The sequence below is a fragment of the Clostridium sp. AF37-5 genome (assembly GCF_003477605.1).
Classification (GTDB): Bacteria; Bacillota; Clostridia; order Lachnospirales; family Lachnospiraceae; genus Eubacterium_F.
In genome coordinates, this window is record NZ_QUDR01000023.1 from 1 (window position 1) to 26,456 (window position 26,456).

A 26,456-nucleotide genomic window follows, 5' to 3' on the forward strand; every position below is an offset into this window, starting at 1 on the left:
TCCGTCTCCGTTTATATATATTTTCTCCAGCACTTCCTCGTCATAGCTCTCTGCAATAAAATCAAACACTTCCTGCCATAACGCCTTCGTTCCTTTCGTCCCAGCATAGTCCCCACCAGAGTAATGGCAGTTTACCAGTTCATGCTTACTCCCATCGAAACTTACATCCGGATAGACATAGATAAACTTTGGCATAACGGTATTGGTGCGTGGCTTTTTAATGTCACCCTTTTTTTCAAGATACTGCAGTGAAACATGGTCTTCATCTGCATCGATATACAGACGGCTTACTCTGCGTTTCTCCTTCAGCGGCTCCAGTAACGGAAACTCAAGGGTATGAAGCTTATTCATTACAGTTTCCTTGCTTACCTCCTGTTTCCCGATACAGGCATTGATTCCGCCTTTCCGGTAACTGCTTTCCACAGCCTCCTCCAGTATTCTGGCTTCTGCATCCTCTGAAATACGGGCATGCGATTCCAAGCCCATGAGACGATCTAACAGATAGCAGTATTCCCCGGGTTCTTTATTGTGAAAATACGTCCTACTGTAACAGATTTCTCCCAGACTGGTCAGAAGCTTCGTTTCATCCCGGCGTTCAATGTACCAGCCTTTTCGCAGGTCCTGTCGTTTACGCAGCAGTTCATCATAGCTTTCCAGTTCTTCTTCAATCAGGGAAAGCCCTAACTTCGTTACCTCTTTAGTCACTCCATAAACCATTTCTGCAAATTTGGTAAGGTCATCTGTATAGTGACTAAAAATTTCTGTTAAATTTTTTACCCCTTGTTCCTGAAAATGTTGTATACTGTTAATCATGAAAGCACCCTCCTTGGATTGTTGGTTTGGTCACCTTAAATCCTAACACAGGAATCCGGTGTTTTCTATTTTTTTATTTTCCTACAAAAACTTTACTCTAGCTTCATAAATAATTTTCTCGTTGCTATTTACAAACACACGTTGTCTCTGGGCTATAACCTTATTCTTGATTTTCTCACATGATAACTCATTATCTGTTGCATCCAGCATGGCTCCTGCACCTAAAAGAATTGTTAATAATTCTTTATTCACAGATGCGTTCATTTTTGCTTTCTACCTTCCGTCATCGCCTGACACATCTTCATAAGTTCAGCCACACACTCGCTCTCCGTCATTGTTTTCACATTAAACCCATATGCTTGCATGACAACTCTGTCATTATTCCAAAATCATACAAGGTAGCATTCGGCATAAGAAGATTTGAATCTCCACAAATCACATCTGGTGACATAAATCCTAAAGGTATGTATCTGCGATTCTGCGATGAATGTCTTGGAATAATGATATATGTATCCTCCGGTTGTCGAACTTCCCCAAATAGCATCGGATATTCAGCAAGTTTTTTAGTAGCTTCACGATTACTATTTTCACGAAGCAATTTCACTTTCAAGACCGCATCCATAACTGGTGGAACTTTTTTGACTTCGTTAGGTGAAATATCCTTTAACCAAAGACAATACCTTTCTTTATTATGTAAGAATTCTTTTGCTCCAATAAATGGTTTAAACATGCTTCTTGCAAGAGGATATTTCTTAACTATTTCTTCTTTGTTTTCAAAAGTAAAATTCCTCCATCATTCGGCATACTCCCAAAAACTACATTCGAAACACTACTAATGGTTTTTTTCTATTTTCGATAAAAATATCGGGTGCTTCTATCAAATATGCGTTAATATTGTCTACAAAGGTACTGAAAAGAGGTAACAGAAGAAGAAAAGGCGAAGGACGGAAGTTCTTCAACCACAGGAATGTTACCTGTGGATTTTTTTTGTTATAAAGGAAAACAGATACTAGAAAATTCAATTTAAGTACCAAATATATCATAGAATAATCTTACAGATAGGGCTATAATTAAAATATTATTTTAGTCAATTTACAATTTAGAAGGAGGTAATTATGCAAATAGCAAGTAGAAAAGTAATCGCAGGCCTTATGGTTTTGGCTCTTTGTATCACAACACTATCCAGCGCCGGAAGTGATGTAGAAGCAAAGGCTAAGGCTTCTCTTAAGACCAAGAAGATTTCTGTTAAGGTTGGAAAGAAAAAGAGTATATTGATCAAGAATAAAACTAAGAAATATTCTTATTCTTTTACCAGCAGTAACAAACAAGTGGCAAAAGTAACATCAAAAGGGAAGGTTACCGGAATAAAAGCTGGAAAAGCGACTATAACAGTAAAAGAAGTTTTGAAAAAAGGTAAAAAGAAAAAAGGTAAAAAGAAGAAAAGAACATTGGGAAAGGTTAAAGTTACGGTAACTGGCATGAAAAAGAAGAATGTAGCAACGCCAACACCGGAAACGGTAAACAAGGCAACACCTACAGCGACACCTACAGCGACACCGTCTGCAACAGCACCGGTTGAGCCGACAGCATCAGCAACGCCAGCCGCATCGGAGCCGGCAACACCAACACCGATCGTAACGAGATCTCCTGCACCACGTCCAACATTGGCGCCTGGTATGCCGGAATTAGATAAGAACAATCTTACTGTAGCGGACTATCCGGGTATTGCATCCGATGTGCCGGATCTGGATATAATTCGTGTTGGTCAGAACTACTACATGGTAAGTACAACGATGAACCTTGTTCCTGGTGTCCCTGTTATGAAGTCGACAGATCTTGTTCATTGGGAAATTGTAAACTATGCATGTAACCGTTTCCCGAACAGGGATTTATTTAATCTTGAGAACGGACAGCAGACATATAAGAATGGTTCCTGGGCAGCATCATTAAAATACAATGAAAAAACAAAACTTTTCTATGTAATCTACAATGTTAACAATGATGGTTTTTATTGTTACACGACACCGGATATCGAGAATGGTACGTGGAAAGCATATTACATACAGACAAGTTTCCATGACCCGGCATTGATCTTTGACGGTGACGGAATGTATGTTATCTACAATGGAAATAACATTCAGAAGATTTCTTTAAAAGAATCATCGGCAGAAGGTGGAATTGGAAAAGTTGTAAAAGAAGGCGGTTCAAGAGCACTGTTTAATAAGACATTGGGCGGATTCAAGTGGTCTTTATGGGAAGGTGCTCATGCTTATAAGATTGGTGATTACTATTACCTTATGATCATTGGTTCTTATGGAAGCTGGTTCCGTAGAGAAGTATGCTATAGAAGTAAAAAATTGTATGATAGTAAGGCGTCAGACTGGGAAGCTCAATTGATCTTTGAAGGCTCTACATATGAGTATGGAACCGGTATCGCACAGGGTGGTATTGTGGACACGATCTATGGTGACTGGTATGGATTCCTTTTCCAGGATCATGATGGTCTTGGTCGTGTTCCGTCTATACTTGCTGTAAACTGGGATTATGTTGATACAAAGAATAACAAGTATTATCCAGACTGGCCGATGATGGGTTACTATGATGATAAAGGAAACTTTGTAAATTGTCTTGGAACAAGCCAGAAGGTTAAGAATCCACTTACTATCCAGTTGAATAAGAGTGATAAGGAAAATTACATTGTTGGTGATGATGATTTCTCCTATCCGGATTTTAAGGAAGGTGACAGCCTAAAGAAAGTATGGCAGTGGAACCATAATCCGGATGACGCCAACTGGTCAGTAACAGAAAATCCTGGTTATTATCGAATTAAAAACGGTAAGGTAGCAGGGAATATCTGGTTTGCAAGAAACTCTCTGACACAAAGAACGGTAGGGCCTAACTTTACATCAGAGACATGCGTTTTGACAGAAAATATGAAACCGGGTGATTATGCAGGTCTTGCTGCAATCAGTGCACACTATGGAATGGTTGGTGTAAAATGCGATGAAAATGGTAACCGTTACGTATTCCAGGGCTGCAATAGTGATACGAATAGTGGTGCAAAGGCGAAGAAAGAGGATAAGATAAAAGAAAATGCTGTTTCTAAAGAAAAGATCGAAGGAAACGCACCAGTATATCTTAAGATTGAGTATGCCTTTAATACAGGCAAGACAAGAGCAGATAGAGCAAACTTCTTCTATAGTTTAGATGGAGAGAATTGGAAGAGCATAGGCGAAACATTCTCACTTGGATTTGATACTGCGACAACATTTATGGGAACAAGAAGCTGGCTTGTAAATTATGCAACAAAAGAAGCTGGTGGATATGTTGATTTTGATTATTACAAAGTAAAATAAAACGATACCATTTCTGCCGGCAAGATTGTCTTGCCGGCAGTTTTTTTATTGTGCGCCTTGCGGCGCACGTTTCTAATGGGTGAAAGTCCCTAATCCGCCCTAGTAGTGGGAAGGATACAGCCAAAGACAAGGGTGTCCATCGTGAGGTGGAATCTGAAGGAAGTCGGATGGCAAATCTCTGGTCTGACGAACAGAAATCACATCAGGCTATAGTTAAGGATAAGGTTGCAATACAAACTAAAGTCCAATAACTACTCGGAATTAACTATGGTAAATGTGGCAGATAGGTGGAGAGAAAGAAACGTGTGGTGCCAAGGCAGATTCATTTGAATTTCCACCTTTCCAGAAAGCAGAAATCAGATAGATTTATACGAGAATCGTAAAAAATGAAAATTTGTTAGAATTTTGGTTAGAACAAACGGAATTTTTGCAGTTTTTCAGAAAGAAAAAGGCTGAAAAACACTCATAAAATAGAATGTTTTCAGCCTTTGAAGCGAAGTGCATACAAGCGTTTCTCCGAAACGCTTGTCCCACGGCTATCGCCGTATATACGCGGATTGTGATGCGTCTGCCTGCGAGCAAGCTCGCGTCAGCCGCCCACACCCCGCTATGCACTTCTCTTAGCTATCGTGCGGATAACAGGACTTGAACCTGCACGGGATTCCCCACTAGAACCTAAATCTAGCGCGTCTGCCAATTCCGCCATATCCGCAAACAAGTGAAATTATAACAGACAAGAGATAGGCTTGTCAAATTTATTCGTGCAAAATGGGAAAGATAGTGTTATACTTATTACAAATGATGTTGGAAATAAAGAGAGAAAGGACGATGAGAGTATGGGAGCATTAGTAGCACTTGGTGTATTTACGGCGATTGCCATTGTAGCAGTGATTGTTGTGGTTGCTGCGGTAGCTGCGATTGTGGCAGGCGTTACGGATTCGACCAAAGAAGAAGAGGTATAAAGGATGGAACAGTCAAAGAAAACTTCATTTGATTTTTATATGCTGCCACTGGTTCTTGCCGTGGCAGTTGTTCCCTTATTGACAATGATGACTTCGTATTCATCGGGAATTGGGAAATATACATGGGCGTCCGGCGGTTCATTTGTTGATTTTTTTCTTGGCTTTAAGCGGGGAGCACTGATTCTTTTAGGAGCTGTGATTATTATTTTGTTTTGTGCTGCGCAGTGGATGCGGGTGCAGGCAAAAGCGGTGTGGACGACTAAAAATCAGAAAATTGTTTTGATTTTACTGGCAGTATTTTGGGGTGTTACCGCAATATCGGCATTGCTTGCGGATGAAAAAATAGATGCGTTATTCGGTGGATTTGAGCAAATGGAAGGCGTACTTGTGGTGACTGCTTATGTTGCTCTTTTTTGTCTTGCTTATTTTCTTTTATCGAGTGAAAATAAAATTCAAGTGATTGTACATGCGCTATTAATTGGGTCGCTGATTCTTTCTGTTTTAGGGGCGTTACAGGCTTTTGGTGTGGATTATCTGGCAAATGATGTCACAACGCCTTTTTTTACCATGTTTATGCATGCGCTGCCTAAGAAGTTTAATGGAATTACGGCAAGTTTTGGAAAAGGGGTTTCTTATGCAACACTTTACAATCCTAATTATGTTGGGTCCTATGTGGCACTTGTGCTTCCGCTTACCATTTATGAGGCGGTACAGGATGGAAAAAACAGATATAAAATTGTGGCGGCGGCATCCGCTGTGTGCCAGCTTATTATGCTAAAGGGTTCCGGTTCGCTTGCCGGGATGGTTGGTGTAGGTGCGGCAGTATGCGTGGCGGTGTTGTTTTTGTTTTCGGATATCCATAAAAATAGGAAGATTCTTTGTGGCGTATTTGTTGTGGCAGTCGGACTTGTAGCTTTGTTTTTGTGGAAAAATCCGACATTCTTTCGCTCTGTCATAAAGGGAAATGGAGAGCCGTGCAGCAGCCATATTTCTTCTATGATTTCAGATGGCACGAGTGTGAAAATTACATTGCATTCAGGGAAAATGATTACGCTTCGGTGGGATGCCGATGCAACGGTTTACGAATTTGAGGCTTTGAATGAGAATGGAAAAAAGATTGAAATGACAGGCGATTCCTTCAGTGGTGTTAAGTTAAAAGGGGATGCGTATCAGGGACTTTTGTTTGAGGCGACTAAGCGTCAAATTACGTATCAGGAGCAGAAAACTTATTTTGATGTATTGCGTCTTACGGTGGATGATAAATATTCGTGGGATTTTGCTATGCTTGGTGTGGGGCTGCGTTACATTAACGGAGTTGGGAAGCCGGATATGCTTCACTATGTGGAATCTTTTGGTATGGAAGGACATTATGATTTTGCGTCAAACCGTGGCTATATCTGGTCGCGCACATTTCCGCTGTTGAAGCGTGCATTACTTCTTGGTGTAGGTCAGGATAATTTTGCGTATGCATTTCCGAATGATGATTATGTAGGAAAAGTGAATTGTGGTTTCAATGAACAGATTGTTACAAAGCCACATAATATGTACTTGCAGATTTGGGTTCAGGATGGACTGCCTGCGCTGCTTGCATTTTTAGCGTTGTATCTGCTGCTTTTTGGCAGAACCATCCGTAAATGTTTCAAAAAAGGAAAATGGAATCATAGTCACAAAATTTCTTTGGCATTTCTGTGTGGAGTTAGCGGATATTTTGTGGCGGGGCTTGCCAATGACTCATCCATCTGCGTGGCACCGGTATTTTGGGTTTTGTTTGGGGTGGCGTTTACTGTTTTACGCAGCGAATAAAAATTTTTGAAAAAAATTAGCACTCATCTCTTGACAGTGCTAACAGCGAGTGCTATATTATAACTGTGTTATAGATATGATAGAACATACAAGAGATTGTATTTCACTGAAACTGAAGGGAGTGAACGACATGAACATTAGTAAATTTACACAGAAATCAATGGAGATTGTAAATAATCTTGAAAAGACGGCATACGATTTTGGAAATCAGGAGCTGGCGCAGGAGCATTTGTTATACAATATGCTGACGGTCGATGACAGCTTGATTGTCAGTCTGTTAAAGAAGATGGACATTGACCCGGTCGTTTTCCAGGCGCAGGTGGAAGGCTTGATTAATAAACGGCCAAAAGTAGAAGGCGGTCAGATTTACGTTGGCAATGATTTGAATAAAGTTCTGATTTATGCCGAAAACGAAGCAAAGGCAATGGGTGATGAATACATTTCCGTGGAGCATTTGTTCTTAAGCATGCTTCGTAAAGCATCACCGGAGATAAAGAAGTTATTTAAGGAATTTAACATTGACAGGGAAAGATTTTTGCAGGCTCTTTCTCAGGTGCGTGGCAATCAGAAGGTGACGACAGATAATCCGGAGGCAGTTTACGAGAGTTTGTCTAAGTATGGAACGGATTTGGTGGAGCAGGCAAAGGACCAGAAATTAGACCCAGTAATTGGACGAGATGAAGAAATCCGTAACATGATTCGTATTTTGTCGCGAAAGACGAAAAATAATCCCGTTCTGATTGGTGAACCAGGTGTTGGTAAAACTGCCGTAGTTGAGGGATTAGCACAGCGTATTGTGCGCGGCGATGTGCCGGAAGGTTTGAAAAATAAACAGGTATTTGCACTGGATATGGGTGCTTTGGTAGCCGGTGCGAAGTACCGCGGTGAGTTTGAGGAACGTCTGAAGGCAGTGCTTGAGGAAGTGAAGGAAAGCGATGGACAGATTATTTTGTTTATCGACGAACTTCATACAATTGTCGGTGCCGGAAAGACAGATGGTGCAATGGATGCCGGCAACTTGTTAAAGCCAATGCTGGCGCGTGGTGAACTGCACTGTATCGGTGCGACAACATTGGATGAGTACCGTATGTATATTGAAAAAGATGCAGCTTTGGAACGTCGTTTCCAGCCGGTAATGGTGGAAGAACCGACGGTAGAAGATACGATTTCAATTTTGCGTGGATTGAAAGACCGCTATGAAATTTTCCATGGAGTAAAAATTACCGATGGCGCACTTGTGACAGCGGCAACACTGGCAGACCGTTACATCACGGACCGTTTCCTGCCGGATAAAGCAATTGATTTGGTGGATGAGGCGTGTGCACTGATTAAGACAGAACTTGATTCGCTGCCGACAGAACTCGATGAGACCCAGCGAAAGATTATGCAGCTGCAGATTGAGGAAGCGGCTCTGAAAAAAGAAACCGATAACTTGAGTAAGGGACGTCTTACTGAACTGCAGAAAGAGTTAAGTGAACTACAGGAAGACTTTTCGGTTAAAAAGGCACGCTGGGACAATGAGAAAGCAGCCGTTGATAAAATTCATCAATTGAAAACGGAGATAGAAAATACGAATAACCAGATTGAGATGGCGAAAAACAGCGGTGATTTGGAGCGTGCATCGGAACTTGAATATGGCGAGCTGCCACGTTTGCAGCAATTGATGGACGAAGCGGAAAATGCGGCTAAAACAAGTGACCAGCAAATGGTACACGAAAGCGTTTCGGACGAAGAAATTGCTCAGATTATTTCTCGCTGGACAGGAATCCCGGTTGCTAAATTAACAGAGTCGGAGAGAAATAAGACGCTGCATCTGGATGATGAGCTTCATAAGAGAGTGATTGGACAGGATGATGGCGTAACAAAAGTGGCAGATGCGATTATTCGTTCCAAAGCAGGCATTAAAGACCCGACTAAGCCGATTGGTTCATTTCTCTTTATGGGACCTACCGGTGTTGGTAAAACCGAGCTGGCAAAGAGCCTTGCCGAGTGTTTGTTTGACAATGAAGCCAATATGGTTCGTATCGACATGAGTGAATATATGGAGAAATATTCCGTGTCCCGTCTGATTGGAGCGCCTCCGGGATATGTTGGTTATGAAGAGGGCGGACAGTTGACCGAGGCCGTGCGCCGCAGACCATATTCAGTTGTCCTTTTTGATGAGATTGAAAAGGCACATCCTGATGTGTTTAATGTTTTGCTGCAAGTGCTGGATGATGGACGAATCACGGATTCACAGGGCCGTACGGTGGATTTCAAAAACACCATTTTGATTATGACGTCAAACCTTGGCGCAGAATTTTTGCTGGATGGCATTGATGACAATGGAAACATTTCTTCTGAGGCAGAGGAACTTGTGATGTCGCAGTTGAAAAATCATTTCCGACCGGAGTTTTTGAACCGTCTGGATGAGATTGTTATGTTTAAGCCTCTTTCAAAAAGCGATATCCGAGGCATCATTGATTTGCTTGTCAAGGATATTAACCGCAGAATTGAGGATAAAGAAATCTCTCTTACCGTTACAGATAGGGCGCTTGATTATATTGTGGAAAAAGCATACGATCCGGTTTATGGTGCGAGACCGTTGAAGCGGTATTTGCAGAAAAATGTCGAAACTCTGCTGGCGAAGAAGATGCTTGCGGATGAAGTGGCAGTAGGAGATGTGCTTTCTCTGGATGTGGAAAACGATGCTTTAGTAATTCGTAAGGCGGATTAAAACAAAATAATACTTCTTTTGGAAAAACTATAAGGAGATAGGAATATAATTGGTTCTTATTGAATTATAGTTTTTTCTTATGTATACTCTTATTCGTGGGGAAATTTTGAATAATTAAATTTTTATATATAAAAACTTACTAAATTTCTGATTATCTTTTCATAAGTTGGTAAATGCCGATATATCCCGTATTTTAGGGCTTTATCGGTATTTTCTTTTTGGAAGATACCTTGCATAAGCTGGCATTTACCAGCATGAAAATGCAACCAAAAGTAGTAAATGAGTAGTAAATATAAGCTCCGATATTAACAAGCCAGTCTTTCCAGTTCTGCTTTTGCAGATTGAAATGTACCGTGTGCATAATAGCCAAGTGTCATGGTTATGTTAGCGTGTCCCATAAGATATTGCAGGGTGTTTGGGTTCATTCCTCTGTTTGCCATATTCGTACAGTAAGTATGTCGGAATGAATGTGGTGTGATGTTCGGTAACTTGTCCGTGTGATACTTGTTATACTTCTTAATTAGTCCTCGCACCATGCCCTCATAGTTTCCTGCAACTTTAGGTAAGCCCTCACGGTTCAAGAATAGGAAATTGCTATAACCACCTACAATCAACGGTTGTGCCTTTCCTCTGTTCTTTAGTATTCTTTGGATTGCTTGATAAGCCCGTTCTGTCAATGGAAGTTCTCGTTTTCCGTTTTTGGTCTTTGGCGTTTCAATATAGTAGCCGATTTCGCTGTCTTTCAATAACTGGTGGTCTATATTGAGTATTCTGTTCTGCATATCAATATGCGTCGTTAGTCCGCAAAATTCAGAAATACGAAGTCCCGTTTCCAGCAGAAGCACAACCTCATCATAATACTTGCTGTAAATCTTATCCTTTTCCATAAAGGCAAGCAGGCGTTCTTCCTGCTCTGGTGTAAGGATAACTTTCTGCTCCGTATCATCTTCCAGAACATCACTTAGCTTAAATTCAAACGGGTTCTTTCTGATACAGTCGTCTTGTATCGCCATGTAAAATGACGCTTTCAAGGAACGCTTGTAGTTATCAATCGTTTTATAGGCGTATCCTTTTTCGCTCATTCTGATAGCCCATTCTTTAGCGTCCGACTGCTTAACAGTATCAATCGCCCTCATACCCAATGGGTCATTTTTCAGAGCGTTCATAAGATACTGTCGTCCTTTTTCAGTAGCCCTCTTGATGTTCTTTCTTTGGCTGTTCTTCTTGTCGTAGAGCTGGCAGACTGTCATTTTACCGCCTGCTGTATCGATACCGTCGTTAAGGTCTTTTTTAATCTGTGTTTCTTTTTCCCTCAACGATATATCATCACGCTTTCCAGCAGGTGTCTTGTCTGTCGGTACAAGTTTCCAAGAATAGATAAATTGTGGCTTTCCGTATATATCGGTATATTTATAAACGTATCTTCCGTCTTTTCGCTGGCTCTCTCCATTACGCAAATTGCGATTTTTACTGTCTTTTCGTTTTACATTAGACATAGTGTAAAGCTCCTTTCCGTCATGGAACGAGCCGTGATACGCTATATTTATTATACCATATCTACGGCTCAATGACATTAGATTTCGTCCAATGTATCTATGATTTTTTCAAATTGTTTTCGCTTAATCTGAATACGGTTGCCGTTCACGATAACCCAGCCAGCGTCAAGATTTTCTTCGGCTAATTTACGCAATTTCTTTTCGCCAATGCGGAAGTATTTGGACGCTTCTTCAACCGTCAGCGTATATTTTTCCCAAATAGGCACATCAGTATTGTTCATAATCTATGCACCCCCCTTTACTGTGTGTCGTTTTTTACAAGCAGGCAGACGGCTTTGGAAAGCTCCATTAGTATCTCAACTATTCCCATTCTTGTGGGCAGAACCGCACCATGCGGACGTATCATTATTCTGTGAGGATAGGTCGTGGCAAAACAACTTTTCCAACAGTCGCTCTCGGATCACTGCGTGGGTCGCTCGCTTTCTTTTGAAAAGGTCGTGGCGTACAGTCCCCGTGGCTCGCCATCTCACAAACGTATCTGTCTGCTTTATTCAGTTGTCAAAGAGCTGTGGTGAAAGCGTGTTGCTTTCATATAAAAGCAGGTGGCAGAGCAGGAAAGAGGGGGATATTAAATCATGCTCCGCTAAAAACTGCTTATTCTTCTGGTTCTAAGTCCATATCTTCAATATCAAAACCTAAAATCATTTTGATAAGTGCTTCTCTGATACGTCCTTTTAATTCCATATCTACAACGATATAAACATTGCCGTATTCATCATAAAGTGAACGCAAACAGCACTTTGATATGTAAGGGTCATAAAATGCCAGTAATTTTTCAATCGCTTTTTCGTTTCCGTCCATAGCTGATGAAATCAAGTAATAAGACGGTTTCTTAAATAACTGTTTCATTTTCTAATGTTCCTCCTTGAGTATTTTTTTCATAGTTTCCAAAGCGTGATGTCGGTTTCTAAATACACCGCTTTGCGTGATTTTCTGCAAGTTGGCAATTTCACTTTCTGTCATTTCCAAGAAGTAATACATCAACAGAGTATTGCGTTTTCTTTCTGGAAGTTTCTTCAAGGCTTCTGCCAATTCATCATCAAGGACACGAATATCAATGCCACATACTGAAAAGATTGTATAATCTGTTTCGTAGTCGTCCCAAACAGCCATTTTATCAACAAGGACATCTGGCAATTCGCTGAAAGATATTTCTTTATTCTTACGACGGTTTAATTCCTTGTAATAATCTTTCACGACACTACGGACAACTTTCTTTAAACAACTTTCAAAACGACATTGAACTGTTTTCTGGAAGTCAGACGGTTTCATCAATCTCACCTCCTTTCCTTTATGATTTGAAAAGTGTTTATCCCTCTTTCCGCACCATATAAGGACAGCTAGGTGTGATTTAATGACCTCTTTTGAAAAATTTTTTAAATTTTTTCGGGTATGAAAAAAGCCCGCACAAAACATATAGTCTGTACGAGCCTTTAAAGCTAAAACATAGTAATATTGTATCATTAAGAATCACAAATCACAAGTGATTTGTGATTAATCACTTGTGATTTGTGATAAGTGATTTGTGATTAATATATAAAAGCCCTCTTTAAAGGGCTTTTATGTTTATTTTGAAAAAGAGATAAAATCAATATATCCCTTTTCCCCAATTTTTACAACGGCATTGTAGGGCTTTTTCTCTTTGTTTTTGATTCCTTTTACCAGGGTTTCTTTTCCCTCCAGTAATTCTTTTACATTCGTTTTGGTTAGTTTTTTCTTTCTAAAATGTTCAGCTAAAGTAAACTTACATTCAGGATAATTTGAACAACCATAAAACGATTTTTTTAATACAATATTGTTGCCACACTTAGGACATTTTCCTACAAGGGGTCCCGAGCGCTTAGTGGGAATTTGTACCCCTTATCGATACAAATTCCCCGTAGGCGCTAGGGACCTCTTTAGCTTCTTGGAAGCTGTCAGTAGTATATCTAATAATTTATCTCCATTCCCTTTAGTAACGTGTAACTTTCCAAATTTAAAAAAGCGACTCATAGAATTATTTCCTCCCGTTAAATAATAGATAACTATTAAAAATAGACAATACTTGCTCATAAGTAATGGTACTTAAATTGTTTACTTTGGCGTGTTCCATTGCTTGATGAAACTGATTTTTAGTAAACAGTTGACGATATTCTCGATTGACCCATTTTGAAACAAAGTACGTATATAGCTTCCAATATTTATCTGGAACATCTGTGGTATGGCGGGTAAGTTTTATTAAGACACTGTTTACTTTTGGTTTAGGATGAAAGCATTCCGCTGGCAGCTTAAGCAATTGCTGAATCGAGACTTGAGTGTGCAAGAGCAACCCTAGTGTTCGGTGAATATCCAAGGTACGCTTGTAGAATCCTTCTTCAACAATCAGATAGATGTCAGACGCACGGCTTTCAAAAACCACTTTTTTAATAATTTGTGTGCTTAAATGGTAAGGAATATTCCCAACAATTTTATACCTCTGTTTGTTAGGGAATTGAAACTGTAGAATATCTTGGTGAATTAAAGTGACACGAGTATTCAGTTTTAATTTTTCTGACGATAAGTTGAATAGATGACTGTCTAATTCAATAGACGTTACCTGTTTACTTATTTTAGCCAGTTTCGTCGTTAAATGCCCTTTACCTGTTCCAATTTCGTAAACGGTATCGGTTTCTTTTAAATTCAATTGTTTTATTATTTGGTTGAGTACTTTTTCACTCGTTAAAAAGTTTTGAGAATATTTTATATTTTTGTTCATGTAATCACTCCTGAAGTGATTACATCTGTAAATAAATACAGAAGTTAAACGATTTGTTTGTAATTTTAGTTATCTGTTTAAAAAGTCATAAGATTAGTCACTGGTAGGAATTAATCTAACGTATTTATTTATCTGCGTAATCACTGTTTTTAGTCTGTTTCAAAACAGTAGATGTTTTATCTACATTACGCATTTGGAATACCAACATGACGAATCCCTCCTTCTTAATTACAAATTTTTAGCATCTAATTTAACTTCAATTCCTATTATACAAAATTTTAAGATAACAGTCAAGAACATATCTGCACAAGTTGTAGATATACCATAAATGCTGATAATCAACATGATTACGCTTACCATCAAATAAGTAAGTGTTTCTTGCTTATTAAAATTATCCATAGTACAACGTGAATTCCAGAGAAAAAGAGAAATCGCACCAAGAATAATACTTAAAACAAAAATGACATTTCTTTTTTTACTGTCACGGAACATTTTCTTTTCATTTTGTTTGTCAAAATAAAGAAAATCACGTATCGTCATTTTACTTATTCTTCTTAATAGATTAAGCAAAACCAAAACATAAATAGTTAAAAAATAAATTATCAATAGTCCAATAGAAACGAAATTCAAAGAAATAAAGAGAGTTTTTGGAATACCCAGTAAGTTTACAATTACTAACGACACAAACTGGCTGAATAAAAAGCCAATAGGAATAGCTAATACAAATGCTAAAATTCCCAACAGTATATTTTCAATTACAACTAAGTGGGCAATTTCTTTTTTCTTAATGCCAAGAAGCATATATGTTCCTAATTCTTTACTTCTTTTTTCAAACATAAATTTCGTTGTATAGTTGATCAAAAAGCATATCACAAAAATAATAAGAATATTTACAGCGAACAATGAATTCTTAAATGCATCCATACTGGAACATAACTTTACAATTTCATCAGAATTTGCCACCAAATTAAAAGCAAATATAAGAGAAAAGGATGCAGTAACGGTTATCAGATAAATCAAATAATCTTTAATATTTCTTTTTGTATTTCTATACGCTAACTTACCTAACATTTCCCACTTCACCTCCGAGCAAGGTTAATATATCCAGTATTTCATTGAAGAAATCTTTTCTGCTTTTTTCCCCTCTGAAAATTTCATTGAATATTTTACCGTCTTTCAAGAACAAAATACGTTCACAGAAAGACGCACTAAACGGGTCATGTGTTACCATTAAAATAGTAGCCTGCATTTTCTTGTTGATTTCAGACATTGTTTCCAGTAATAATCTGGAAGCTTTTGAGTCCAAAGCTCCCGTCGGTTCATCAGCTAAAATCAGTTTCGGTTCATTGATTAAGGCTCTAGCACAAGCACAACGCTGTTTTTGTCCGCCAGAAACTTCATAAGGAAATTTCGATAAAATATCACGAATACCCAATTTATCGGCGATAGCATGAACTCTTTTCTCAATATCAGTAGGGTTCTGTTTGTTGATAACCAATGATAAAGAAATGTTTTCTCCAATCGTTAAAGTATCTAAAAGGTTGAAATCTTGAAAAATGAACCCTAAATTTTCACGTCTGAAATCAGCAAAATCTTTATCCTTGATTTTGGTAATATCTTGATTATTGACTGTAATGTGTCCGCTGGTTACAGTATCAATCGTAGAGATACAGTTTAATAGGGTAGTCTTTCCAGAACCACTAGCTCCCATGATTGCGACAAATTCGCCCTTATCTACATACATAGAAATACCGTCTACTGCCTTTGTGATATTTCCAGAGTTACCCCCGTAGTATTTTTTTACTTGCTCTAAATTTAAAATGTGTTCCATTAAAAATCGCTCCTTTCTTCCTGCCACATTTATTTGTTTTGGAATACAATTAAATTATAGCAAGGGCAGTATTCAATTACACTTACAGTTTTGAAAGTAAACAGAGAGTAAAAGAGCCGTGATAATGCAGATCACAATTTTGTGAAGCATTTCCACGACCCTTTTATTATAATTTTGCCTTTGTCTTTTTCGTAATGATATAAATATATTCTTCTGGTGTAGGGCGTTTATTCCCAAAATACTTTTTGAAATTTGCCTGCACCTCTGGGTCGGTGCTATTCATAGCTTCATCAATCGTAGCTTCAATATCCGCCCGAACATCAGCCAATGATACACCGCCAGCTTTTGCACCAGCTTTCAATGCCTTTTTTATATCTCTTTTGTTCAGTCCTATCATATTCATACCTCAATTCTACTTTTTAAAGCTAATAAGTTTTCCATTGTATTTTACAATGATGAATATGATATAAAACACTCCTACAACAATCAAAATAAGACCTATGTAATAGCCTAATTCAGAATGAGAGATTAAATTGATAATCGGCATAACAAGAATACCAATACTAACCAGTAAAGTGCCTATTCCTATTTTTTTTTGTAAACACCTTTTTATCTTTAGGGTCAAGTTGTGTATAATGATAACCATGTAATAAAGTAATATTCTCTTTTATACCTATTTGATAAGATGTAAAAAGTAAAAACAATCCTATAACTATTTCAACAATCAATTCCTCTAATTCCATAATCGTTCTCTCCTTTAATCAAAATAAAATAATTCTTCAAATTTTTTATCTAAAGCTATACAAAGCACTAATGCCAATTTTGCTGTTGGATTAAATTGTCCAGTTTCAATAGAACTAACTGTATTCCGAGAAACCCCGACTAGTTCAGCTAATTCTGTTTGTGATAATTTTTTTTCTTTTCGTACAGTTTTTAATCTGTTTCGCAAAATTAAATGTTCGTCCATTCTATAAACCTACCATTAAAAATTTATAAAAGTAATACCCCATAAATAGAAAAAAGAATAAAGCAATAACAAATTTGGATTTATTTTTTGAAATATGTGCTTCATAACCCATAGAGCCAAATGCCACAGACCCAATAATTGTCATTATGTCATAGTAAGGTTCTTTACAAACTGCTTTAATGAAAAGAATTAAAATGCAGATAAATAAAACAAACATTAAGCCAAAAGATTTCCCTTGAAGTTTAATATGTTTTTCGTATTCATCAAGATATAGATTCTCTTTTTTGTTTTGTGATAGTATTTTTTCTTTATCCATTATATAACGCTCCCTTCAAATAATACCAAGTACACTTGTCATTTATATTATAGCATTCGGTCATTACAAGTCAATATTTTTGCACAGTTTTCTTGTCGTTTTGTAAAAGCGTGCAAATCTGATAGGAAATGCACGCTATATCATTTATCCTACAATCTTCCAGTTACTATCCTTATGTAGCACAAGCTCATACTGCGATACCTGCGTCGCTTTTGTCTGATTATCAATGAATTTTACCGCAACCTTGACTTTCACATTGTCGCCGTCCTTTATAAAGATAGGGTTTACCAGTTCAGAATAAAGGTAGTCCCTGCCGATAGGTTCAATCACATTTCCCAATACATAGTAAGCAAGCTCTTTTTCCGTCGCTGTTGGGTACAGCTTAAAGAATGTTTCCAGAAAAGCGGTAGCGTCATTTACCGTATCAGCGTCCACGCTTGCGTCTGCTTCTGGTGTCTTAGGCTCATAGTCTGATTTTTCAACTGCTGGTGCAAGGGTAGGGTTTTGAACGATTACCATATCCCCGTCTGCGTCCACATAGACTTTTACAGTATAGGTTGCTTTCACATTGCTTGTCTGTTCTCCCTCTTTTATCTGCTGATCTACTTCGTAGGTAGCAGAAAAAGTGTCCGCTCCCGATTGCTCGATATGCCATACAATCACATCTGTAACCGTGGAGCTGGTCGGTATATCGGTTCTAATGGTGTCTACATTTAAGTCCTGCAATTCCTTTGTCAGATAACCGCTGATTGCCTGCGTCCTTGCTTCGATAGCTTCTTTGCTGTTATCCCATGTGTAATAGGACTTCGCAAAGTTTTTCACGAAATTTTCTATCCCGTTGGTGTCCTGCAAGCAAAGTTCAATGATTTCTTTTTCATGGGTGGTGTGCTGGTCGATAGCCGTAAAATTCTTATACACCCCAAAGCTCACGCTTGCGACAAGCACCACCCACAACGCAATCACGGTTTTCTTATGTGTGCCTACCTTGACAGTACGCACCTTTTTTTCTTTTGGTTCTTTGATAGTTTCTGTCTGTTTCTTATTCTTCTTAAACATATTTTTCAAGTCCTTTCTATTGTTTTACTCGTCCTGCACCGATTAAGTGCTGTTGCCAGTAACTACTACTTAGGTCTGCATATCCTATCGGGTCGCCTGCGTGGTACATCTGTGTCGGCGAAACAAGAATACCGACGTGTGTTACATACGAACCAGCGTTATAGGTGGAATGGAAAAACACCAAATCGCCTGCTTTTGCCTGCGAGAGTGGCAGATGTTGGGTTGCGTCATACTGTGCTTGTGCTGTTCTCGGTAAGGAGATACCAGCTTTTCCATAGCACCATTGCGTCAATCCCGAACAATCAAAGGAAGTATTCGGGTTACTGCCACCATACACATACTTCCAGCCTTGATATTTCAACGCTTCATTCATTACCTTTTGTGCCAGTTCTCCCGATACCTGCGGAACTGCTAAATACTGATTGACTACTTCCACATAGAACATATTTCCATAGCCATACCGCCAGCCCCCATTCTTAGCAACGGCTATCGGGTTGGTGTAGGTTACTTTCTTTCCACCCGATTTCTCACGGGCGAAGCTCTCTGCAAGATTAAAAGTGTGTTTTTTTCCTTTTCCTGCCACATATCCCACATAGCCACCGCCATAGTTATAAGACTGTATCGCTACATTCAAGTCGTCGATACCTTGATTTTTGCAGGAAGAAAGCAGGGACGCAAAATACTTACACCCCTGCTTGATTGAGCTTTCCGTATCTAAGGAATTAGGCGGTAAACCAAGACTTTCCGAACTCTGCATAACATCTTCTGCCGTACCGCCACTTTCTACTTGAATGATAGCAAGTAACACATTGACATACTCGGAGATACCGTTTTCTCTGGCGTATTTTTCTACCATAGGCTGATGTTTCAAGACTTCTGCGGATAGGTTCATACCCGTAATGCCAGAAGAAAAATTGCTGTTCTCGTCGTCGCTGTCCGCACTAATGAGGACGCCAAAGAAAAGCACCAGAGAAAAGAGGATAGGAAACAGACTGCCAATGATAGCGATATGTTTCAGTTTCATTTTTTCTTCTGTCCTTTCTTCGTTACAAGGTTACGGGTTTTCTCTATGGTCTGCTGGTTCTTCTGGACGCTCTGGGTCTGCTGAACCTTTATCCTGCGGTCTTTGGTGTCATTCTGGCGTGTTTCCTGCGATACCACTTTTTCTACATTCTGCCTATGTACTGTCTGTGTAGGCTGGGGTGCTTTCTTATCAGAAGCACCAGAAGATAACGGACGCTCTTTGATAACATTTGTCTTGACTGGCTCACTTGCTTTCGGAGTTGGAGCTGTGGCTGGGCGTTTGACTTCCTGCATTTTTTCAACACTCGGCTTTGGAATGGTTGAAGCTGTGACTGGTCGCTCATGGGGACGGGTAGCTCCCGTTGTCGCTGATCCGTCAGCCTTTCGCTGTACCTGCCTTGCTTCTTGTGCCTTTTGAAGCTCCATACGTTTGTCAGCGATATTTTTCTTACGCTGTTCCTGCTTTTCCAAGCGTCCCGTCTGTCTGGACTGCTGTTCCTGCACCATGCCACGCTTGAAGTCGGACACGCTGGACTTTGCCTTTTCCTTTGCGGAATACACCGCATAAGCGGTCTGTGTCGGCATATCCTTGATATTCTCTTTGACAGCGTTTGCCTTGTCTTTCACTTTATTTTTCGTATCTAAAACAGCACCGACTTTTGAACCTGCACGCTGTCCCATGCTGGAAGTGGTATTGCCCCGATTTTCTTTAGAAGCCGTATTTTTTCTTTCGGCTCTCTTGCCAGCAACGGCACTTCCAGCCACCGCACCAGCTACACCGCCCGAAATACCGCCAGCACTTACCGCCCTTGCAATACGGTGTTCCATACGCCTAGCCCGATGTCGCATAAACAGATACGGTCTGCGGAATATGCGTCGTCCCATGCTTTGACTGTCGCCAGCATTAAGTGAGAACATACTCATTAAGTCGCCCAGCTTCATGTAGATACCAGCGAAACATACTATCTGCAAGAACGCCACCATAAAGAATGGGTAGTCTGTGGAAATGTTGTAAAACATACTGGAAATACTAAATGCCACCGTTACAATGAGCGTTATTCCTGCCCGTGTCATTATGGTATTAAATACTCTCACGATTGCCTGCTTTGCCATGCTTTCATAGCTCGGTATCATGGAAAGTAAAAAACTGATAGGTAAAAACATTGCAAAGATAATAAAAAGTATCTGGCTGAACAACATCATGCCCGTAAGCAAGAATACAAATATCGTGATACCCAAGTTAAAGAACAAGAGGAAGAACACCATACCCAAACGGTTCACGACCTGCGGTATTGTCAGATTGTTATTGTCGTTGTCCTCGATTTCTGTTTTCACGACTTCCTCTCTGGTTTTCCCGTCCTCGTCCTCTGGACTTGCCGATACGAGAGCTTCTACACGGTCTGTCCCGATTTCTTCTGCGTTGCTGTTCCCGAATTGAAGCAAGAGCCACGGCTGTTCCACTTGAATAGAAAATAGGCTGTCCCGTATCAAGTCCACGCTGTCCTTACCCTCGCTGTCGGAGTTAGGGAGCATGATTTTTGTTCCCAAATCCAAAGAAGCGGTACTGATGTCTGATGAAAATTCATTTATCTTCTTGATATAGTCGGGAGCATAAGCAATAAATGAAGCGGACAGCACGAACACCACCACAAAGTTGATAACAGCGTGAAGTGCTTTGCTGGTTTCCCGTTTTATCAGTCCCGTATAAGCAACGTACATTCCCACCACTAAGATAATGAGAAGCAGGAAACCAACATAGAAGCCCGTAGAAGAAAAGCCGTTCTCGGTAACGCCTGCAAGGGTCTGTATGCTCTTTCCGATACTGTCTGCCATATCATTGATGAAGTCCAGCTTATAGGCTTCCTGCACCACATAGCCCGTTGCATTACTCAAATACAAACTGATAGTCCAGACAAAGTTGGTAATGCAGTACAGCCCGTATTGTACCGATTTTCCGATACCGTCGAGCCAGTTCCACGGAAGCCACGACCAGCTATTATCGACGAAAAAATCAAGCTGGTAGTTGGAAAGGGGATATTTTGAATAAAGATTTTCTGCGTTTATGGTATCGTCTACAAGCCCCGTCGCATGAGCCACCGTCCCCAAAAGTGAAAGCAGGATAAGGGAGAGTGCCACCACGAACAGAGCCATTTTGAGAAAGTGGAAAATCTTCTTTTTTGTGAACACACCTTTTATCCTTTCTTTCATCACTCCACCTCATTTCTCTGTACGGGCGGTCTGGTATCAAAGGCGTGTAGCAGTTCTTCAAAGACTGGGTGTATCTGCACCACACCGACACGCCCGTATAAGTCCTGCAATAAGCATTGTCCGTTCTCCAAATCACGCAAGCGTTTCTGGTTGTTCTCATCGTCCTTGTCGATACCGAAAAACTCTAAGGTCTGCTTTATCTCGTTTATATCCGTGCTTCTAAATGCAAACTTTAAGCCGATATTGTTTTTCAGACTTTCCTTTGACACGTCATAGGCAGACTGGGTAACGAAATAAACGCCTGCCTGCATAGCTCGCCCAGCACGAACCAGCTTATTTGATAAGGTTTCTCCTTGTGCCACATTTAAGAACGCCCACGCTTCGTCTAAATCGACAATCTTAAAAATGCTTCTGTCCGAATGGATAAAATCAAGGGCAAAGGTACTAATCACAATCAGCATAGACACAGACAACAATTCAATGGTCGTGTATTCTTCAAAAGTGGTATCTTTATCTGGCAGTACAAGGTCGGCTACTTGAATGATATTGAGCTGATTATCCAGACTGATAGCATTTTCTACCGTACCGTCTGAAAACAGCAGGTGTGCAAAGTCGTAGTCCGTGAAGCTGTCGATATGGTCTGCGATATTTCTTGATATGGGCGTATCTTCACGGCGTAGCTCGTCTATCACATGGAGCAAGCCCCGACTGTCGCTCTGGGTAACGGAGCGTACTGCCTTACGAAGTACGGGGAATTTTTCGCCGTCCCTTGAAGAAATACCCGTAAGGAATGTTAAGATGTCGATTGCCAGACTTTCAGCGTCTTTTACATTCTTCATAATCACAAACGGGTCAAGAAGCCCTGCATTGTCCTTATCGCTGGTAAGATTTACGATATTGATTTCATGTGCAATCTCTGGGAGCGTTTCTTTCCAGTTACCACGCTCACTTTTAGGGTCTAACAGAAGTGCTTGACCGCCAAACAGCACCGCATAATATACCAGAAGATTGTTACAGAACGATTTCCCACCGCCAAGCGAACCGACAAAAGCAGACGCTAAAGCGTTGGTAACTGTACCTTTTACACCTTGACTGGCAAGGGACGGTTGCAGGTACACATTTCTTCCCGTATCAACAGAATAGCCCATATAGATACCCGTAGTTTCTCCTAACTGCTGTGTCGCACCAAAGCCAAGCCCAGCTAAAAAATCTGATTTTACATACTGCACATAGTCATTGATATATCGCTTGCTGGCTGGTAAAAATTCAGAATGAAGCCCCAGCATATCCCCAGCAGGACGCACCAGCTTTACATTGAGGTCGTCGTAAAAGTCCTTGACTTCATCACAACGGCGTTTCAGCTCGTCAAGATCGGGTGCAGACACCCGTATGACGTAGCTTAACTTATACATACTTTCTTTTGTCTGGTCTAAATCAGTTTCCAGCTCGTCCACGCTGTCTAAAGCGTCCACCACATTTGAGCTGGTTTCACTTCCTGCTTGATAGGCGTGATTATCAAGGTCTTTCAGTTCCTTTTTCTTGTTGCGGACGGTCGTTAATGCTTTCCGATTTTCCACGATTTCTACATTCATGCTCGTATCAACGGGGAATGTGAATTGCTGTTGCTGGAAATAGAAGATTTCAGACGACGGAAAATCAAGCTCTCCTACAATCGCATTGACGGTAAAATAGGACACATAGCTTTCCTTGTCCTCATGTTCCAATCGTAAATACCGCTGGCTTTCCTCAATCACACACCTTGTCGGACGGATAAGGTCGTAGTATTTTATCAGCGTCTCTTTGTTCAATTTTTTCTTTGGTAGCTGGTACTCATAATCTTCATAAGCGATACCGTCCCTGCCGTAAAGATGTTCCATGAGATACCCAAAATCATGGATTTCCAAGCGACGCACCTTAAAGCGACGGGAGATTTTATTTTCCAGTAACTTTTCCATTTTTATGTAACGGTTGATTTCATCATTCGGCATGGAAACAAAATCATTCATCAGCGTGTGGTTCACTTCATGGAGAAATTCTGTGAACGTCAGCCACACCGATTTTTTGATGTTCTTCAGATTGAGCTGTTCTTCCGTAACCATGAGCTTAAAGCCAAGAAAAAAGCGGTAGTCCACTTGATTGTCCCCAATCATAGATACTAACGCTTCGGTCTGTTCGTCTATCTTCTGGCAGGCAACTTCCTTTAATTTTCCAGTTACCAGCTTCTTTGACTGTTCCTGCATACTGCGGATTGAGCTTTCTGTGGCAATCTGCAACGCATGAATTTTACCCTCACGGGACTGTGCGATAAGCTGTCGGAAACTGTCATGCACGATAAATTTCTGCTCTGCGGATAGAAAAGAATAGTTGTATGGTATCAGCTCATAGTAGGCGAACACCTCATTGTCCTTGTTCCAGACAAGGTTATTGTCAATATATTTTATCGGGAACATAGTTCACACTCCTTACTGCCGTGATTGTTTCATTCAATATCTGCTTATGCAGTTTTACGGCTTTTCCTGCATAAGTGATTTTTGGTCGCAGGGCATAGGTTATCTGTGATTTCAAAAAGCTGTACGGCTTCTTTCCGTCAAAGGTTTTCTGCGACATGAACCAAGTGAGAGCAACGGGAATACCAAAGTATTTGAGAAATGCTCCCTCAATCATGGAAAGTGGGGGAATATCCCCAAACAGAATGATGATAAATTCCGTAATCACAAACCATGTAATCTGTGTAAAAGTAACGGGAAAGGGTAAGTTAAAGTCATTGATTGCATACAAGACTTTTTCCACGTTCCAGATACCCGTGTAGCTTTTAATCTTTTTCAAGTTCTTTCAGCTCCTTTCAAAATAGAAAAGGACAGCCATTTTCAGACTGTCCCTTAAAGAGAAATACGCTGTCAGTAGCAACAATGCTTGTCGCTGATCTTCCAGCGTTAATATGGTATCTCGCACATACCTCGGCTTGTTTCAATAAAGCAACCGCCCATATCCAAATCTCGCCCGTAGGCTTCATAGTCAATGTAATTCTGTAAGCTGGGTGGAATGTCCCCAAGTGCCTGCAATTCGTCTATGTAGTAGTAGGCAACATCTGTCATGGTTTCACAGTCGGGATAATAGTAAATATCGTCCTTATGTTCCACGACTTCTTCCAGCGTCCCATAGTGGCTGATAAATTCGTCCAGACACTCTACAATATAGTCGGGAAGTTCCTCTATCATTTCATACATCTCATTGAGTTCTTCAATGGAAACATACTCGCCAATCGCAATGGGAAAGTTGTCGGTATCATGGATAGCGTATTCCTCATACTGTTCATTCAAGCCGATTTTTTCTTTCACATCTTCCTCGTCAATGGGGAACGTGAACCAAGCACCGACTAAATAGCCCTCATTGTATTTGCCAAGATTAGCAATATAAACCGCCATATCATCAATCATAAGCACCACCTCATTTCCTACTCTGGCAGTTCAAAGATACCGTGTTCTGTTACTAAAAATTTCCCGTGTTCCTGCAAGTGAGAAGCGTAGGCTTCAAAGTCAAAGTAGTATTCTTGACAGTCCTCGGATAAATGCTTGAACATCGGGTCGTTCATCAGCTTTTGCCTTGCAACATCTATCATGCTTTTACAGTCGGGATAAACAATAATCACGTTCCTGCAAATATAAAGTGCTTCTAAATTTTCAAACACCGTAAGTAGTGATACATATTCTTCCTGCATATCACTTGAAAGCTGGCGGTACATAAAATCTAATTCGTTGAGCTGGTACACGCTGGTGTGTTCGTGGACTTCATCAGCATAAGGCAACACCTTTTCGATAATACGATAATCCCCACTTTCTGCACCGATACCTAACTTTTCTTCAAACTCGGCAACATCTATCGGCAGGTCGAACCAGTATGATATTGTTTCTTCGCCAGTTGTTCCTCTCGTTTCCACCAGCACCCTTGTTTCCTGCATTGTTCCTCACGTCCTTTCTGTTGCTTCATCACATCTTTTAAGCTCTGGTACGACATACCAAACACATACTTTGAAAAATCTTCTAACTGTTTTATATCATAATTCGTAAGCGGTAATCGCTTCATTTCATGCCACACTTTACGCTTGTAAGAGGGCAGGTTAGAAATATAATCACAGCCGACGTTTGCCTGCATATCCTTAAAAATATCGCTCATTTCATCACTCCAATCTGATTTTAGGTAAGAAAAAAGCAGTCAATCCTAAGACTAACTGCTTTATGTATATGGATATAATTTGATTAAGTTTTAAAACCAGTTTGTTTTTTCATCTCTAAATTGAGGGTTATCGCTGTGTTGATATGGATTATAGTTATTCAGATTGCAACCATATTCTTTTAATGATTTGATTTTGTTATCTTCTGTCCATTCAATTAAGGAAATACCGTCAAATTCTTCAACGCTTCCCGTATTCATTTCATTTTTAAAATACCATTCTACGACAGTTTGATTTTCTTTATGAAAGAACTGTTTAATATCCCAAATAATGACTTTACCACGAGTATTCCATTCATTAAACCAATGTTTTACTGTTTTAAGATTTTCATATTTAGGACACCAGCTTTCCGTATAAACAACATCTTCTGTAAAAATTTTATCTATTCCTAAGTCTTGCTGTTTCAACCACATATCAAACCATAAACGAATAATTTTTTCTCTCTCATTCAAAATAGAACACCTCGATTACTTCTTTTTTCACATTATAGCACCCATACATCAGCCCCACAATAAAATTTTATGCACCGATAATCTTATTGAACAGCTCTAACAGTACATCTTTCACACCGCCAGCATTGAATACCAAGCCGACAGCAATCAAGGCAACTACCAAGAAACCGATAAGTTTTGAAAACTCACGCTTGAACCCTAAGTAGATACCGATAACCACAATCGACATAAGCACTAAGCTCTGTGCGTTGCTTAAAAACCATTGATACAAATTTTGCCCGAAATTCATGTTATTTGTCCTCGCTTTCTTTTAATTTCTTCATTTCATAGTCAGCTCCTTTGCCAACACTTAAAATACACATCAAGGCTACGCCGATACCCGTTCCAACAGATACCAGCAGGAAGTCTTTCAATAATTCCCACATTTTTTCA

At 39.9% G+C, this 26,456-nt stretch carries 30 protein-coding genes, 1 tRNA gene and 1 pseudogene; 4 read left to right on the top strand and 28 right to left on the bottom strand.

Annotation, left to right across the window (positions count from 1 at the left end):
- The 3 genes from DW019_RS12285 to DW019_RS12295 form a co-directional block, all read right to left on the bottom strand.
- The coding region (locus tag DW019_RS12285) for a UPF0236 family protein (RefSeq protein WP_182431131.1) at positions 1-813 on the bottom strand (813 nt) is incomplete at its 3' end.
- An 81-nt stretch (positions 814-894) separates the two neighbouring features.
- Positions 895-1,065 (bottom strand): hypothetical protein, encoded by a 171-nt coding sequence (locus DW019_RS15170; protein ID WP_182431132.1) that lies wholly within the window; start codon positions 1,063-1,065, stop codon positions 895-897.
- Positions 1,066-1,153: 88 nt separating this feature from the next.
- Entirely contained in the window at positions 1,154-1,543 is a 390-nt protein-coding gene (locus DW019_RS12295; protein WP_117479069.1) for a type IIL restriction-modification enzyme MmeI, read from the bottom strand.
- Between the two features lie 385 nt (positions 1,544-1,928).
- Here DW019_RS12295 and DW019_RS12300 point away from each other — a divergent pair, with 385 nt between their 5' ends.
- The gene (locus DW019_RS12300) at positions 1,929-4,169 is read left to right on the top strand and encodes a family 43 glycosylhydrolase (protein ID WP_118443694.1); all 2,241 of its coding nucleotides are present in this window, start codon (positions 1,929-1,931) and stop codon (positions 4,167-4,169) included.
- Between the two features lie 630 nt (positions 4,170-4,799).
- Here DW019_RS12300 and DW019_RS12310 read toward each other — a convergent pair.
- Positions 4,800-4,881: transfer RNA gene (locus tag DW019_RS12310), tRNA-Leu, on the bottom strand.
- A 34-nt stretch (positions 4,882-4,915) separates the two neighbouring features.
- Here DW019_RS12310 and DW019_RS12315 point away from each other — a divergent pair.
- From DW019_RS12315 to clpB, 3 genes are all read left to right on the top strand, one after another.
- Positions 4,916-5,131: a hypothetical protein gene (locus DW019_RS12315; RefSeq protein ID WP_022376629.1), complete on the top strand. Its 216-nt coding sequence runs from the start codon at positions 4,916-4,918 to the stop codon at positions 5,129-5,131.
- Between the two features lie 3 nt (positions 5,132-5,134).
- Entirely contained in the window at positions 5,135-6,934 is a 1,800-nt protein-coding gene (locus DW019_RS12320) for an O-antigen ligase family protein (protein WP_118443696.1), read from the top strand.
- 130 nt (positions 6,935-7,064) lie between these two features.
- Positions 7,065-9,650 (top strand): ATP-dependent chaperone ClpB, encoded by a 2,586-nt coding sequence (clpB, locus tag DW019_RS12325; protein WP_118443698.1) that lies wholly within the window; start codon positions 7,065-7,067, stop codon positions 9,648-9,650.
- Positions 9,651-9,955: 305 nt separating this feature from the next.
- On the opposite strand, the gene DW019_RS12330 is transcribed toward clpB, so the two are convergent.
- The 24 genes and pseudogenes from DW019_RS12330 to DW019_RS12460 form a co-directional block, all read right to left on the bottom strand.
- Positions 9,956-11,146 (bottom strand): site-specific integrase, encoded by a 1,191-nt coding sequence (locus tag DW019_RS12330; RefSeq protein WP_003062094.1) that lies wholly within the window; start codon positions 11,144-11,146, stop codon positions 9,956-9,958.
- A 77-nt stretch (positions 11,147-11,223) separates the two neighbouring features.
- Positions 11,224-11,427, bottom strand: a complete 204-nt coding sequence (locus tag DW019_RS12335; protein ID WP_002322728.1) for an excisionase — start codon at positions 11,425-11,427, stop codon at positions 11,224-11,226.
- 373 nt (positions 11,428-11,800) lie between these two features.
- Positions 11,801-12,055, bottom strand: coding sequence for a helix-turn-helix domain-containing protein (locus DW019_RS12345; RefSeq protein ID WP_002322727.1), 255 nt, complete (start codon positions 12,053-12,055; stop codon positions 11,801-11,803).
- A 3-nt stretch (positions 12,056-12,058) separates the two neighbouring features.
- Positions 12,059-12,478, bottom strand: a complete 420-nt coding sequence (locus DW019_RS12350; protein ID WP_003061815.1) for a sigma-70 family RNA polymerase sigma factor — start codon at positions 12,476-12,478, stop codon at positions 12,059-12,061.
- A gap of 294 nt (positions 12,479-12,772) precedes the next feature.
- Positions 12,773-13,033 (bottom strand): annotated as a pseudogene (locus DW019_RS12355) (topoisomerase DNA-binding C4 zinc finger domain-containing protein); the annotation flags it as partial.
- 169 nt (positions 13,034-13,202) lie between these two features.
- Positions 13,203-13,940 (bottom strand): 23S rRNA (adenine(2058)-N(6))-methyltransferase Erm(B), encoded by a 738-nt coding sequence (gene erm(B) / locus DW019_RS12365; protein ID WP_008687088.1) that lies wholly within the window; start codon positions 13,938-13,940, stop codon positions 13,203-13,205.
- Between the two features lie 124 nt (positions 13,941-14,064).
- Positions 14,065-14,148: a 23S rRNA methyltransferase attenuation leader peptide gene (locus tag DW019_RS12370; protein WP_001814874.1), complete on the bottom strand. Its 84-nt coding sequence runs from the start codon at positions 14,146-14,148 to the stop codon at positions 14,065-14,067.
- A 20-nt stretch (positions 14,149-14,168) separates the two neighbouring features.
- The gene (locus DW019_RS12375) at positions 14,169-15,011 is read right to left on the bottom strand and encodes an ABC transporter permease (protein WP_003060411.1); all 843 of its coding nucleotides are present in this window, start codon (positions 15,009-15,011) and stop codon (positions 14,169-14,171) included.
- Positions 15,001-15,771: an ABC transporter ATP-binding protein gene (locus DW019_RS12380; protein ID WP_003061398.1), complete on the bottom strand. Its 771-nt coding sequence runs from the start codon at positions 15,769-15,771 to the stop codon at positions 15,001-15,003. The genes DW019_RS12375 and DW019_RS12380 overlap by 11 nt, the downstream gene beginning before the upstream one ends.
- Before the next feature lie 166 nt (positions 15,772-15,937).
- Entirely contained in the window at positions 15,938-16,168 is a 231-nt protein-coding gene (locus DW019_RS12390) for a hypothetical protein (RefSeq protein ID WP_003060191.1), read from the bottom strand.
- Between the two features lie 166 nt (positions 16,169-16,334).
- Positions 16,335-16,514, bottom strand: coding sequence for a hypothetical protein (locus DW019_RS15560; RefSeq protein ID WP_243024158.1), 180 nt, complete (start codon positions 16,512-16,514; stop codon positions 16,335-16,337).
- A 14-nt stretch (positions 16,515-16,528) separates the two neighbouring features.
- Positions 16,529-16,738: a helix-turn-helix transcriptional regulator gene (locus tag DW019_RS12400; RefSeq protein WP_007286202.1), complete on the bottom strand. Its 210-nt coding sequence runs from the start codon at positions 16,736-16,738 to the stop codon at positions 16,529-16,531.
- A 1-nt stretch (position 16,739) separates the two neighbouring features.
- A complete protein-coding gene (locus DW019_RS12405) occupies positions 16,740-17,054 on the bottom strand; it encodes a DUF6442 family protein (RefSeq protein WP_003061887.1) in 315 nt (104 codons plus the stop codon).
- Positions 17,055-17,198: 144 nt separating this feature from the next.
- On the bottom strand, positions 17,199-18,110 hold the full coding sequence (locus tag DW019_RS12410; protein WP_003062215.1) for a conjugal transfer protein: 912 nt from the start codon (positions 18,108-18,110) through the stop codon (positions 17,199-17,201).
- A gap of 16 nt (positions 18,111-18,126) precedes the next feature.
- Positions 18,127-19,134 carry a bifunctional lysozyme/C40 family peptidase gene (locus tag DW019_RS12415; protein WP_003059774.1) on the bottom strand — a complete coding sequence of 336 codons (1,008 nt, stop codon included), beginning with the start codon at positions 19,132-19,134 and terminating at the stop codon, positions 18,127-18,129.
- The gene (locus DW019_RS12420; RefSeq protein WP_003060083.1) at positions 19,131-21,341 is read right to left on the bottom strand and encodes an MFS transporter; all 2,211 of its coding nucleotides are present in this window, start codon (positions 21,339-21,341) and stop codon (positions 19,131-19,133) included. The genes DW019_RS12415 and DW019_RS12420 overlap by 4 nt, the downstream gene beginning before the upstream one ends.
- Entirely contained in the window at positions 21,341-23,791 is a 2,451-nt protein-coding gene (locus DW019_RS12425) for an ATP-binding protein (RefSeq protein ID WP_003060327.1), read from the bottom strand. Before DW019_RS12425 ends, DW019_RS12420 begins: the two co-directional genes overlap by 1 nt.
- A complete protein-coding gene (locus tag DW019_RS12430; protein ID WP_003061368.1) occupies positions 23,769-24,167 on the bottom strand; it encodes a conjugal transfer protein in 399 nt (132 codons plus the stop codon). The genes DW019_RS12425 and DW019_RS12430 overlap by 23 nt, the downstream gene beginning before the upstream one ends.
- A gap of 107 nt (positions 24,168-24,274) precedes the next feature.
- Positions 24,275-24,778 (bottom strand): antirestriction protein ArdA, encoded by a 504-nt coding sequence (locus DW019_RS12435; RefSeq protein ID WP_002323345.1) that lies wholly within the window; start codon positions 24,776-24,778, stop codon positions 24,275-24,277.
- A 17-nt stretch (positions 24,779-24,795) separates the two neighbouring features.
- Entirely contained in the window at positions 24,796-25,299 is a 504-nt protein-coding gene (locus tag DW019_RS12440) for an antirestriction protein ArdA (RefSeq protein ID WP_003062492.1), read from the bottom strand.
- Positions 25,218-25,514, bottom strand: a complete 297-nt coding sequence (locus DW019_RS12445) for a hypothetical protein (RefSeq protein WP_008687105.1) — start codon at positions 25,512-25,514, stop codon at positions 25,218-25,220. The genes DW019_RS12440 and DW019_RS12445 overlap by 82 nt, the downstream gene beginning before the upstream one ends.
- A gap of 90 nt (positions 25,515-25,604) precedes the next feature.
- On the bottom strand, positions 25,605-26,024 hold the full coding sequence (locus tag DW019_RS12450) for a nuclear transport factor 2 family protein (RefSeq protein ID WP_003060053.1): 420 nt from the start codon (positions 26,022-26,024) through the stop codon (positions 25,605-25,607).
- A gap of 67 nt (positions 26,025-26,091) precedes the next feature.
- Positions 26,092-26,313 (bottom strand): hypothetical protein, encoded by a 222-nt coding sequence (locus DW019_RS12455; protein ID WP_003060793.1) that lies wholly within the window; start codon positions 26,311-26,313, stop codon positions 26,092-26,094.
- 1 nt (position 26,314) lies between these two features.
- Positions 26,315-26,449: a DUF3789 domain-containing protein gene (locus tag DW019_RS12460; RefSeq protein ID WP_003061156.1), complete on the bottom strand. Its 135-nt coding sequence runs from the start codon at positions 26,447-26,449 to the stop codon at positions 26,315-26,317.
- Between the last annotated feature and the right edge of the window lie 7 nt (positions 26,450-26,456).